The organism is Aquimarina sediminis (genome assembly GCF_002895435.1).
GTDB lineage: Bacteria > Bacteroidota > Bacteroidia > Flavobacteriales > Flavobacteriaceae > Aquimarina > Aquimarina sediminis.
Genome location: NZ_POYJ01000005.1, coordinates 186,211 through 198,396, shown reverse-complemented (window position 1 = coordinate 198,396; position 12,186 = coordinate 186,211). Strand labels below are relative to the sequence as shown.

General features: G+C 33.0%; 11 protein-coding genes. 6 read left to right on the top strand and 5 right to left on the bottom strand.

Features of this window, described 5'->3' with window-relative positions; all coding sequences use genetic code 11:
• Nucleotides 1-8: 8 nt before the first annotated feature.
• The 3 genes from C1X07_RS13385 to C1X07_RS13375 all read right to left on the bottom strand — a co-directional run bounded on the left by C1X07_RS13385 (nucleotide 9) and on the right by C1X07_RS13375 (nucleotide 2,704).
• On the bottom strand, nucleotides 9-1,118 hold the full coding sequence (locus C1X07_RS13385) for a DEAD/DEAH box helicase (protein WP_103070532.1): 1,110 nt from the start codon (nucleotides 1,116-1,118) through the stop codon (nucleotides 9-11).
• An 87-nt stretch (nucleotides 1,119-1,205) separates the two neighbouring features.
• A complete protein-coding gene (locus C1X07_RS13380) occupies nucleotides 1,206-1,589 on the bottom strand; it encodes a hypothetical protein (RefSeq protein ID WP_128755279.1) in 384 nt (127 codons plus the stop codon).
• A gap of 224 nt (nucleotides 1,590-1,813) precedes the next feature.
• Nucleotides 1,814-2,704 carry a DUF72 domain-containing protein gene (locus C1X07_RS13375; RefSeq protein WP_103070530.1) on the bottom strand — a complete coding sequence of 297 codons (891 nt, stop codon included), beginning with the start codon at nucleotides 2,702-2,704 and terminating at the stop codon, nucleotides 1,814-1,816.
• An 88-nt stretch (nucleotides 2,705-2,792) separates the two neighbouring features.
• Here C1X07_RS13375 and C1X07_RS13370 point away from each other — a divergent pair, with 88 nt between their 5' ends.
• From C1X07_RS13370 to C1X07_RS13355, 4 genes are all read left to right on the top strand, one after another.
• The gene (locus C1X07_RS13370; RefSeq protein WP_103070529.1) at nucleotides 2,793-3,530 is read left to right on the top strand and encodes a LolA-like protein; all 738 of its coding nucleotides are present in this window, start codon (nucleotides 2,793-2,795) and stop codon (nucleotides 3,528-3,530) included.
• Between the two features lie 66 nt (nucleotides 3,531-3,596).
• Nucleotides 3,597-6,665, top strand: coding sequence for a WD40/YVTN/BNR-like repeat-containing protein (locus C1X07_RS13365; RefSeq protein WP_103070528.1), 3,069 nt, complete (start codon nucleotides 3,597-3,599; stop codon nucleotides 6,663-6,665).
• A gap of 224 nt (nucleotides 6,666-6,889) precedes the next feature.
• Nucleotides 6,890-7,294: a glyoxalase gene (locus C1X07_RS13360; protein ID WP_103070527.1), complete on the top strand. Its 405-nt coding sequence runs from the start codon at nucleotides 6,890-6,892 to the stop codon at nucleotides 7,292-7,294.
• Between the two features lie 123 nt (nucleotides 7,295-7,417).
• A complete protein-coding gene (locus tag C1X07_RS13355) occupies nucleotides 7,418-8,416 on the top strand; it encodes a DUF4421 family protein (protein WP_103070526.1) in 999 nt (332 codons plus the stop codon).
• Between the two features lie 259 nt (nucleotides 8,417-8,675).
• On the opposite strand, the gene C1X07_RS13350 is transcribed toward C1X07_RS13355, so the two are convergent.
• Entirely contained in the window at nucleotides 8,676-9,623 is a 948-nt protein-coding gene (locus C1X07_RS13350) for a phosphoribosylaminoimidazolesuccinocarboxamide synthase (protein WP_103070525.1), read from the bottom strand.
• Between the two features lie 140 nt (nucleotides 9,624-9,763).
• Nucleotides 9,764-10,720: a PhoH family protein gene (locus C1X07_RS13345; protein WP_103070524.1), complete on the bottom strand. Its 957-nt coding sequence runs from the start codon at nucleotides 10,718-10,720 to the stop codon at nucleotides 9,764-9,766.
• Between the two features lie 261 nt (nucleotides 10,721-10,981).
• Between C1X07_RS13345 and C1X07_RS13340 the strand changes: the two genes are divergently transcribed.
• Both C1X07_RS13340 and C1X07_RS13335 read left to right on the top strand, forming a co-directional pair.
• A complete protein-coding gene (locus tag C1X07_RS13340) occupies nucleotides 10,982-11,812 on the top strand; it encodes an SAM hydrolase/SAM-dependent halogenase family protein (RefSeq protein ID WP_103070523.1) in 831 nt (276 codons plus the stop codon).
• 67 nt (nucleotides 11,813-11,879) lie between these two features.
• Nucleotides 11,880-12,173, top strand: coding sequence for a putative quinol monooxygenase (locus C1X07_RS13335; protein WP_103070522.1), 294 nt, complete (start codon nucleotides 11,880-11,882; stop codon nucleotides 12,171-12,173).
• Nucleotides 12,174-12,186 lie beyond the last annotated feature (13 nt).

The following is a 12,186-nucleotide window of genomic DNA, read 5'->3' as shown; positions in this document are numbered from 1 at the left end:
TTTTATAATTATCTAATCTGGTTAAATCGTATTCCTAATTCTTTTTCGAGTCCTCTAATAAGCTGTACTTGGGACTTTGTTATCAAAGCCAAAGAGATACCTGTTTTTCCTGCTCTGGCAGTCCTACCACTTCTATGTGTATAGTATTCTATTTGATCAGGTAATTGATAATGTACCACAAAAGCCAAATTAGCAACATCAATTCCTCTTGCAGCCACATCCGTAGACACTAACAATTGTAATGTCTTTTTTCTAAAAGCACGCATCACTTTATCTCTCTCTTTTTGTGTCATTTCGCCCTCCAACAGTCCAACTTCATAACTTTTAGAAACTAATTGCTTAAACAAAGTACGAGCTGCCACTTTTGTTTTTGTAAAAATTATACCTCTACCTCCTTTTTGCGTCTTTAGAAAATATGTTAAAGTATCCAGTTTATTAACCTCATCTCCTACTACAAACTGATGATCAATACTTTTATTAATCGCATCATTTTTATCTACTGTAACTCGAACAGCATTTTTTTGAACATAGGTATCTATAATATCATTTAATGAAGATGGTATCGTTGCCGAAAAAAGCCAAACATTCCTGTTTCCTTTCGTTTTAGATAGGATAGTAGTCAAATCTTTTTTAAACCCCATACTAAGCATTTCATCGGCTTCATCCATAACCAATGTTTTTATTTTAGAAATATCAACCGCTTTCCTGTTAATTAAATCAATAAGCCTTCCGGGTGTCGCAACAATAATATGGGTAGGTCTTTTTAATCTAGAAAGTTGTCTCTCAATTTTCTCTCCACCATAAACCGACTCGGTAAAAATCTTATCGGTATATTTTGTGAATTTAAAAAGTTGTTTAGCAATTTGTTGACCCAATTCTCGTGTTGGAGCCAAAATTAATGCCTGAACATGTGATTTTGAAGTATCAATTTGGGATAATAAAGGAATTCCAAAAGCAGCAGTCTTTCCCGTTCCTGTTTGAGCTTTACCTATAAAATCCGTTTGATTACTCATCAAAACCGGGATTGCTTGCTCCTGAATCTTTGTTGGAGTTACAATCCCTATTTCTTTAAGACCTTTGTTTAAGTCTTTGGACACTCCCAACTCTAAAAACGTCATACTTGTATAATTTAAGTTGCAAAAGTAAATTAATATCTACTTATAATTTAACTTAAATAGAAAATAACCAATAAATACAAGATAATATCAACAAGTGATACTCATAAAGTAATCAAAAAACTGCTTTTTTAGAGTTAATCCCTTCTTATGAAAATGGGATTTATTCATACAAAAACCACCTGAGCAGTTAAAATCTGCACCTTCATCAGAAGAAATAATATCTAGTAAAGCAACTTCATTTATATGATTATGCTCTACTTCAAAAATTGTAGAGTACATCAACAAATCGTAAGAAAAATCTCTCTTTTGTTTTATCATAGTATTATGCAGTAAAATTGTACATGAATGTGGCAATAAGTTATGTTCCTGTTCGTGATTAGAATGATTGATAGTATTATTTGATTGAGAAAACACCAAATTAATAGTTAATAAAGAGAATAATAAAAAAGAGTAGTGTAAAAATTTAGTCATATAATCATATTTAAGAATTATGGGGTAATTATATTCTCGTATTAAAAGCAATGTTTTGTAAGACAAAAAGTATGTTTTTCCTACAACATAATCAAACAATACATCGGCAAAATACATATATAATCGTCAAAAAGCAATTAAATTTCGAATTTTAACACTTTCCAAAAGTAAGGTTATACCACAAAACCAAAATACAACGCAAAGATCAATTAATCAACAACTTACTAAAACAATTGCAGGTCATCTGATAAATGATTGGGAAGATTTAGCTCAGTCCCAATGCAAGAATTCAACTTATTGATAAAGTACTTAGAAAGTAAAGGTGACTCTTCTTCTATATTTTGGTGCACAAAAAAATGGATATGATTAATTCCTTTATTCTTCCAGGAAGTAAGTCTCTTAACCCAATCATCAAGTCTGGTATAATCAGTTTTATGATTTGCGCCCACGTATCTAATAAAAGCTTCATCATTAGTTAGTCGCATATGTAATAAATCCCTTCTACCTGCTGTATCCGTAATGATATTTGTAATATTGTTATCTTCTAGCAACTCATATAGTTCATCTGCTACAACAGGATCATTAAACCAATCTGTATGTCTAAACTCTACCGCCAGACGTATTTCCTTCGGCCATTTTTCTACAAATTGCACTACTCTATCAAAATTTTTGGGTGCAAAATTACCGTGTAATTGCAAAAAAATAGTGCCAAGTTTCTCTCTTAGGTGTATTACATTAGACAAATATTCGTCAACATATGGTTGTACATCATCATTTAATCTTTTTAGGTGAGATATATTCTGTACTAGTTTAGGAAAAAACTTAAACCCCTCAGGTGTTTTTTTATACCATTTCTTAAATTGATCTTCAGGAAATATCCTGTAAAACGTAGCATTAAGTTCAATACTATTAAATTGCCTGGAGTAATATTCCAATTCATCCTTTGTTCCTCTAGGATAGAACCCTTTAAGATCTTGCCGGTTCCACTTGGCACAACCAACATGAACAGATACCTTTTTTTTATTGCTATTTTTTAATACCTCCTCAGTCTTTTTATGATCTTCAGGCAGGGTGAAATCAATCGTATCTGGGTGCTCTACTTTGCCAAATTGCATGTCATTTGAATAAAAGATTAATATAAAGTGTAACAAAAATATAATTGGATATACTAATTTTACAAGAACATCATAAAAAAATATAAAAATGAGCGCTTTAAAATCTATTCTGGTAGCTATGATATTAGCTATTTCAACATCTTTTTACGCACAAACTGCGGATGAAATAATTGACAATTACTTCGAAAATACGGGAGGAAAAGAAAATTGGCAAAAGCTAGAAGGTATTACCATGAAGGGGGTAATGAAAATGCAAAATATGGAAATCCCATTCGAGCAAGTTATGATGAAAGATGGACGCCAGGCAACTACTATTGAATTACAGGGGAATAAAATGGTATGGGCAGCGTATGACGGTGAAACTTCTTGGTCTAGAAACCAAATGACAATGGAAGCTGAAAAAAGTGACAATGAAGCTACCGAAAACATGAAAAAACAATCCAAAGACTGGCCTTCACCATTCCTAAACTATAAAGAAAAAGGATATACTGTAGAACTTATCGGAAATGAAACTGTAGATGGTACGGATACATTCAAAATAAAAGTTACAAAAGATCCTATTATGGTTAATGGTCAATCACAACCAAATATATCTCATTACTATTTTGATACAGAAAACTTTGTCCCTATTATAGTTGAAGAACAAATTAATGAAGGACCTATGAAAGGGCAAAAAATAAAAATGTCTATTAGCGACTACCAAGAAGTAGAAGGTTTATACTTCCCTTTTTCTCAGAGTAGTGATTTCCAGAGCATGGATTTTAAAGAATTTGTTCTCAATCCAGAATTAGAAGAAACTTTATTTACTTTTCCTGAAGGAAAATAATCACAAATCATAATCCCCAAATTAAAACATTGGGGATTTTTTATTCTAAATAAACAACCAGTAATTATGAACAGAAAATTTATAATTGCAAGCTTGGCTATACTCTTTTCCATACACTTGCAAGCACAAGAAGTCGTTCTAAAAGGTAAAGAATTATTTGGCAACCTTAAAGCCAGACAAATCGGTCCTGCACTAATGAGCGGTCGAATTATAGACTTAGAAAATCACCCAACCAACGATAGAATCTTATATGCCGGTACTGCCGGAGGTGGTGTCTGGAAGTCTTCTAATGGGGGAGCCAGTTTTGCATCTATATTCGATGATCACGCCCAATCAATAGGTGTAGTCAAAGTAGATCCTAATGATCCTGACAATACAGTTTGGGTAGGAACCGGAGAAATCTGGACTAGAAATAGTGTTTCAATAGGAGACGGTTTGTACAAATCTACAGACGGAGGTTCTAACTGGAAAAAAATGGGCTTCGAAAACTCTGAACGAATAAGTAGTATTGAAATCAATCCCAAAAACTCTAATGAAATTTATGTTGGTGTATTAGGAGCTCTATGGGGAGATAGCGAAGAAAGAGGAGTTTATAAAACCATAGATGGTGGAAAAACATGGGAAAAAATTCTTTATGTCAATCAAAAAACAGGGGCTACAGATATTATCATGGATCCAAAAAATCCAAATACACTCTATGCTGCCATGTGGGAATTCAGAAGAACTGCATGGGGATTTAATTCTGGTGGAGCCAATAGCGCTCTATATAAATCTACTGATGCAGGAAAAACATGGAATAAAATCCACAATGGTTTTCCAGAAGGAGACTTAGGAAGATTTGCTTTGGCAATTGCGCCATCAAACCCTCAAATAATCTATAGTGTAATAGAAAGCAAAGAAAATAAAGGGCTTTATCGTTCTGAAGATGCAGGAGCTAGCTGGAAACTTCTTAATGGAGACTTTGGGTTAGTTGTTAGACCATTTTATTTTTCGAGATTAGTTGTTGATCCTAAAAATCCGGATATTCTTGTAAAAGGAGGATTATTTGGTTCTATCTCCAGAGATGGTGGTAAGACTTTTAAAAATCTAGGAAACATGCATGCCGATATACATGATATCGTATTTGATATTAATAACTCTGATAGAATGTATGTAGGAACAGATGGTGGTGTATACAGAAGTTGGGATGGCGGATCTACTATGGATATGGTAGATAACTTACCTGTTTCACAATTTTACCACATTAGTGTGGATAATGAAGAACCCTATAATATCTATGGAGGTCTACAAGATAATGGATCATGGTGGGGTCCTTCATCCTCTCCAGGCGGTATAGAAGCACGTGATTGGAATCCTGTTGGATATGGAGATGGATTTAGAGTCTTAAAACACCCTACAAAGAATATTATTTATTCTGAAATGCAAGGAGCGCAAAATGTATGGAGATACGATGTAGATAAAAACTACACAAAAAATATTCAACCCCTTCCTATAAAAGGAGAAGCTGATTTACGATTTAACTGGAATGCACCAATGGCAGTAAGTAGCCATCAGCCTAATCGTTTCTATATGGCTAGTCAGTTTCTTCATGTAAGTGAAGACATGGGAGATAATTGGAAAAAAATATCACCAGATCTTACTACCAATGACCCAGCAAAACAGGATAAAGAATCTGGAGGTATCTCTGTCGATAAATCTGGTGCAGAAACGCACACCACTATCTTCACCATCGCAGAATCTCCTATTGATGAAAAAATAATTTGGATAGGAACCGATGATGGCAATGTACAGGTTACTCAAGATGGAGGTACTACCTGGACCAATACTGTTGCTAATATTGAAGGGCTTCCAAAAAATACCTGGGTATATCATATTGAAGCTAGTGTTCATAACAAAGGAACTGCTTACGCCGTATTTGATGGACATACATCTGGCGATATGAATACCTATGTCTACAAAACCTCTGATTTTGGAAAAACATGGAAATCTCTGGCTACTAGTGATATTAAAGGATTTGCAAGAAATATTCAGGAAGATTATGTAAAAGAAGATTTACTATATCTAGGTACCGAATTTGGGCTGTTTATTACTATTGATGGCGGTAAAAACTGGTCTCGATTCACTAATAACATGCCTGCAACTGCAGTACATTTTATTGATTTACAGAAAAAAACCAATGATTTAGTATTAGGAACACATGGTAGAGGAGTTATCATTATTGATGATATTTCTCCATTACGACAAATCAATCAAGAAATGCTCTCTAAAGATGTACACTTTTTTGCGGCTAAGCCGTCAATCATTAAAGAAGAAGGTGGATTTGGCGGAGGAAGTACAGAACTTCAATTTAAAGGAGATAACCCAGGGTCTTCTGCAAAAATAATCTACTATCTCAAAAAGAGGCATACTTTTGGAAAAATGACCCTTTCTATTCAGGATGAAAAAGGTAATAAAATCATAGACCTTGTTCCCGGAAAATCCAAGGGAATCAATATTGTAGATTGGAACTTTAGAAAAAAAGGACCAAAAGTCGCTGCAGGAAAAACATTTACCTTTGGCGGATTTACAGCTCCTAGGGCTTCAGCTGGCAAATACAAAATAGTACTTACCAAAGGTAAAAAACAATATGAAAGTACTATAACATTACAAAATGATCCTACTTCTATAATAACAGAAAAAGAAAGAATTTCTCATAAGAATGCAACACAAGAATTGTTTAACGACATGGAAGATCTTGCTTATCTGGTATATAAAATAGATGAGAATATTAAAAAAGCGGAAGCTTTGAATAAAAAAGATCCAGCTTCTCAAAAAGTTACTTCGGCAGTAATAAAAGAGTTAAACGCCTTAAAAGAAACTTTGGTGGTCACAACAGGAGATAATTACGTTGCCGAAGCAGAACCGCAACTAAGAGAAAAACTTTCAAAGTTGTATGGTGAAGTGGCTAATCAATTTGAAAAACCTTCGTTCGCGAAGTTAGAAAACAAAGAAGTGTTAGAAACTAGACTAAATGAAGGTAAAGCGACTTACGAAAAAATAAATGGTAAACAAATCGCTAAACTAAACAAGTATCTTACTAAAGCTGGTGATACTCCTGCTCAAATTTTAACTAAACAAGAGTTTCTAAGTAAATAAAAATTGAAATTTTATTTTGTTCTAAAAGCCCTCTTACAGAGGGCTTTTATATATATAAGTTATTATTAAGTTAATACACTTAGGAAATCAAAACAATAGATTAGCAAAAGAAAATATGTCTAAATCCTGTAACATTCTTATTGTTTATAAGTCGTTTAAAACTCTAACAAGAGTCTTGATTTTTGAGTCTTACAAATAACTATTTTTAGTAAACCTTCATTATTATGGAAAACAGGGAATCAAATTTATTGGCAATACGTCCGCAATTATTAAATGCAAGAGTTTCTGAAAACATGTCTAATGACGAACAATTTCAGAATAAGACCATTCGCCCTATTATTAAGTTACAAGGAGATTTGTTAATTGAAGTTTTTAAAAATTATATAAAGAAAAGGAAAAATACTTTCTACGAATTGTCTCTAGAAAAACGTTTTGATTTTATAGAAAATGCAATTCAAAAAGACATGAAATTTAGGAATAGCCTTAAAGGAATGATCATAGGGCAGTTTACTGTAGAAGAATACCTACTATATACCAAAAATTCATCAGCTCTAAACAAACGTATGATGCATATTGTAAAAGAGCGATTACTAGACAACGCTCAATTATTAGAATACAAAGTTGCTTAATAATGAAATATTAGGTTTCTTTTATTGCTTGTTCTTTACTCACTGTTTTCTGATAGATGAGTTAAACTAAAAATCATAACAAAATCTTTTGGCATGAAGGGTTTTGGTCTTAATATATAACTATTGAAAACTATACTCCTTTTAGCCATAATACTTTGTCTTGAACCTATATTTGGGCAAAACAAAAAGGAACAAGATTCAACGGGCATATTGTCTTTTGTAGATAAAATGGTAACAAAAGTGAATATTGATACCCAATCTGAATCTTTTTCAATTATTAGGGGAGCTACAGACGAATTCAAAATACGGACAAATAATCAATACAAGCTGAGCTTATCCCTAGATTATGAATTTTTAGGGATTAGTATTGGTTTTGCTCCAAAATTCTTACCTGACAATAATGATGATGGCCTTCGTGGAAAATCTTCCTTTACTGATTATAAGTTTCGGTTCTTTTTCGGCAACTGGACACAAAGCGTTCAATACACTAAAAATCAAGGGTTTTATGTAGAGAACACGGTAGATTTCGTACCAAACTGGATTAGAGGTCAAGATGCATATATTCAATTTCCAAACTTGAAAACAATATTTTGGGGTGGGTCTACCTCTTATGTATTGAATCCAAAATTCTCGTTGCGCAATGTAACTTACAATACAGAATGGCAAAGAAAGAGTGCAGGTAGTCTTATTCCAACACTTCATTATGGTTACAATAGAAAATCCAACACTACAAATGGTGAAAAGACGTTCGAAAACAATTATGATGTAAGGTTAGCCGCTGATTACTATTACACATGGGTGATTTATAAAAATTGGTTTGCTGCACCTTATATATCACCTTCTTTAGGGATTCGATATACGAGCTATAATGTAGGTACCAATATCGAAAAATTCACAGCCCTAACAACTTTTTTGAACAGTGGTCTTCAAGTGGGCTATAGTTCCCGAAAAATTGTTTTTGGGGCGAATTTTAATTTTAACAAGTCTTGGATCAAAGAAGATGAGAAAACTACAGTGAATAATAACAAAGTCTTTGCAAAAGTCTATTTCGGTTACAGGTTTGAGCCTCCAAAGTTTGTTAGAAAAACTTTTAAAGCCATAAATCATAAATTAGGGTTATAAAACAGATAACATAGTGATCTAACTTGCTCCCTAAAAACGGGTTAATATAAATATTGAATAGGGGTAACAGACCTAATTAGCGGGCTTGGTTCATCCATTTTTCTTCGTTAATCTATACACTATTAATATATTTAATAATCGACTTAAAGATCAGATAATCAATACATCTAGGTTAGACACATTAGTTCATAAAAAAACAAGGTCGTATAAAAGATATTACACGACCTTGTTTATTTAAACTTAAATAAAATATAGTATTCTATTTACCTAAATACTCTAATACATTATTTTCTACACGTTCATGTATACTAGAAACATCACCTTTTGAAAAAGGTGTTCCTGTTATATTTTCATATAGTTCGATATAACGTTCTGAAACAGAATTTACATATTCATCAGACATTTCAGGGATCTGCTGTCCTTCTTTTCCTTGAAATCCATTACCGATCAACCATTGTCTTACAAATTCTTTAGATAATTGTTTTTGAGGTTCTTCCTTTTGTTGTCGTTCTTGATATCCATCGGCATAAAAATATCTTGAAGAATCAGGAGTATGTATTTCATCAATCAATACAATTTTACCGTCCTTTGTTTTTCCAAATTCATATTTGGTATCTACTAAAATCAATCCTCGTTTTGCAGCTATCTCTGTTCCTCTTAGAAAAAGCTTTTTGGTGTAATCTTCTAAGATGAGATAATCTTCTTCAGAGACAATTCCTTTAGATAGTATTTCTTCTCTTGAGATGTCTTCATCGTGCTCGCCATTATCTGCTTTGGTAGAAGGAGTAATGATCGGCTCAGGAAATTTATCGTTTTCTTTCATTCCTTCGGGCATTGCTACACCGCACAATATTCGTTTACCTGCCTTGTACTCACGAGCAGCATGACCAGATAGATACCCTCTAATCACCATTTCTACTTTAAAAGGTGTACATAAATGCCCTACAGCAACATTAGGATCCGGAGTATCAATCAACCAATTTGGCACCAAATCTTCGGTTTCTTTCATCATTTTGGTTGCGATCTGATTAAGAATTTGTCCTTTAAAAGGGATTCCCCTTGGCATTACTACATCAAATGCTGATAAACGATCGGTAGCTATCATTACCAAAAGTTTATCTCCTATATTATAGACTTCTCTTACTTTTCCTTTATAAACTGATTTTTGATTAGGAAAATCGTAGTTTGTATCTACTATTGTATTCATTATATTAGTTTGTGAGTATTTGAGTCACTTAGTCTAAAAGTACTTGAGTTACTATGTGCTATCATTTGGATTATTTGCTTAGATAACATATAAACAATATTAACACAATATAATACCTCTCCTACTTTACTACTAAAAAACTATCCATTTCTGTTTTCAATTTCTTTATATGCTGAAATTACTTTTTTCACCAATTTATGGCGAATAACATCTTTATCATCCAGATAAATCATGCCGATTCCTTGAATATTCTTTAGAACCAGCAAAGCTTCTTTAAGTCCAGAAGTGACTCTTCTAGGTAGGTCAATTTGCCCCGGATCTCCTGTTATAATAAACTTAGCATTTTTCCCCATACGAGTCAGAAACATTTTCATCTGAGCATGGGTTGTGTTTTGTGCCTCATCAAGAATGACAAAAGCGTTATCCAGTGTTCTACCCCTCATAAACGCCATAGGAGCAATTTGAATAACTCCTTTTTCTATAAAACTGTCTAGTTTCTCTGGTGGTATCATATCGCGCAAAGCATCATAGAGAGGCTGCATATAAGGATCTAATTTTTCTTTAAGATCACCTGGTAAAAACCCTAAATTCTCTCCTGCTTCAACTGCCGGTCGAGTAAGAATAATACGTCTCACCTGTTTTTCTTTTAATGCCCTTACTGCCAGTGCTACTCCCGTATATGTTTTTCCTGTACCCGCAGGTCCAATAGCAAAAACCATGTCATTTTTATTACACGATTCTACTAGCTTGCGTTGATTGGCAGTCTGGGCTTTAATAAGCTTACCTCCTACTCCATGAACTAAAGTCTCTCCACTATTAGCAGATGTCTCATAGTCTTCTTTACTATCACTGGTTAGTACTCGCTCAATTACGTTTTCATCCAGTTTATTATATTTACTAAAATGCTCAAGAAGCATATTAAGACGTATGTCAAACTCTTCGAGCATGTCTTCATCTCCATATACTTTCATCTTGCTACCTCTGGCAACAATTTTAAGCTTTGGGAAGTATTTTTTTAATAACTGAATATTGCTATTCTGAAGTCCGAAAAACTCTCTCGGATTGATTTCTGTAAGTTCAATAATAAGTTCGTTCAAAAGCTATACGAATTTTAGTATGATTTTTTTTTAGGATTGACTAAGTTTGCTAAAGTTGTTTGAGTTTTTGTAGGGAAAACAAAATAAAATTTAAAACGAAGCAAAATACTTATATAATCTCTGCATAAGGTAGTGATTAAAACAGTAAATACGATGGTTTTATCATCATTTTGCAGCCCAAAGAAAAACTTTGAACAACTTCAAAACAAATTTACATATTTTTAAACGCTTACAGCTAAAAGATATTAACAATTCTTGTACATGCCAATTATCACTCTAACTACAGATTTTGGAATCAAAGATCATTTTGTATCTGCGGTTAAAGGGGCTATTTACACCCAATTACCAGAAGCTAATGTTGTTGATATATCTCATGAAATCTCACCTTTTCATATTACGGAAGCTGCATATATAATACAAAATGCATATAAAAATTTCCCAAAAGGGAGTATTCATATTGTAGGAATTGATAGTGAACTTCATCCAGAAAATAAACATATTGCAGTAAAACTAGATGATCACTATTTCATATGCGCCAATAATGGATTGATCTGTTTAATAACTTCAGAATTTAATCCAGAAAAAATTGTAGAGATTAATATTCATGACGCCATAGTTTCTAATTTTCCGGTATTAGATGTTTTTGTAACTGTAGCCTGCCATATTGCTCGTGGGGGTACACTCGAAGTTATTGGTAAAACTATTCCCGAAATTAAAACAATAAAAGGAATGACTCCTATTGTGAATTTGGGCGATAAGCAAATAGTAGGTAGTATTATTTATATAGATAACTACGGAAACCTAATTACTAATATTACCCGAAAATTATTTGAAAAAATAGGAAAAGGACGAAAGTTTAAAATTACTGCCCGTACCGCAGTATTCGAAAATGTATATCAAAGATATAGTGATGCTATTAATTTTGATATTGAAAAAAGCAAACGAGAAGAGGACGGAAAAAAACTAGCCATATTTAATTCTTCAGGATATTTGGAGCTGGCTATTTATAAAAGTAACCCTAAAACCGTTGGCGGAGCATCTAATCTATTTGGGTTATATTACCGGGATACTGTTAGTATTAATTTTGAGTAATCCGAAATCTTAAAAATAAAAACAAAAAGTAAAGCCATATGGCTTTACCCTTTTGAAACTTAAAAAAATGATAATACGAATTGTAAAAATGGGGTTTATCTCTGATCAAATTGATGCTTTTTTAGAAAATTTTGAACAGAATAAAGACAAGATTAGAAATTTTGAAGGTTGTAGCCATTTAAAATTGTTAAGAGATATTAATCAACCAAATCAATTTTTTACCTACAGTCATTGGGAATCTGAAACACACCTCAATAACTATCGAAACTCTACGTTATTCAAAGGAGTCTGGGCAAATACCAAAAATAAATTCAATCAAAAACCAGAAGCATGGAGTGTTGATTCTATTGCTGATCTATAAAATGAAGTGGTTT

Coding starts and splice junctions, on each gene's coding strand:
- C1X07_RS13385 (WP_103070532.1), bottom strand. CDS start 1,118: ATGACGTTTTTAGAGTTGGGAGTGTCCAAAGACTTAAACAAAGGTCTT.
- C1X07_RS13380 (WP_128755279.1), bottom strand. CDS start 1,589: ATGACTAAATTTTTACACTACTCTTTTTTATTATTCTCTTTATTAACT.
- C1X07_RS13375 (WP_103070530.1), bottom strand. CDS start 2,704: ATGCAATTTGGCAAAGTAGAGCACCCAGATACGATTGATTTCACCCTG.
- C1X07_RS13370 (WP_103070529.1), top strand. CDS start 2,793: ATGAGCGCTTTAAAATCTATTCTGGTAGCTATGATATTAGCTATTTCA.
- C1X07_RS13365 (WP_103070528.1), top strand. CDS start 3,597: ATGAACAGAAAATTTATAATTGCAAGCTTGGCTATACTCTTTTCCATA.
- C1X07_RS13360 (WP_103070527.1), top strand. CDS start 6,890: ATGGAAAACAGGGAATCAAATTTATTGGCAATACGTCCGCAATTATTA.
- C1X07_RS13350 (WP_103070525.1), bottom strand. CDS start 9,623: ATGAATACAATAGTAGATACAAACTACGATTTTCCTAATCAAAAATCA.
- C1X07_RS13340 (WP_103070523.1), top strand. CDS start 10,982: ATGCCAATTATCACTCTAACTACAGATTTTGGAATCAAAGATCATTTT.
- C1X07_RS13335 (WP_103070522.1), top strand. CDS start 11,880: ATGATAATACGAATTGTAAAAATGGGGTTTATCTCTGATCAAATTGAT.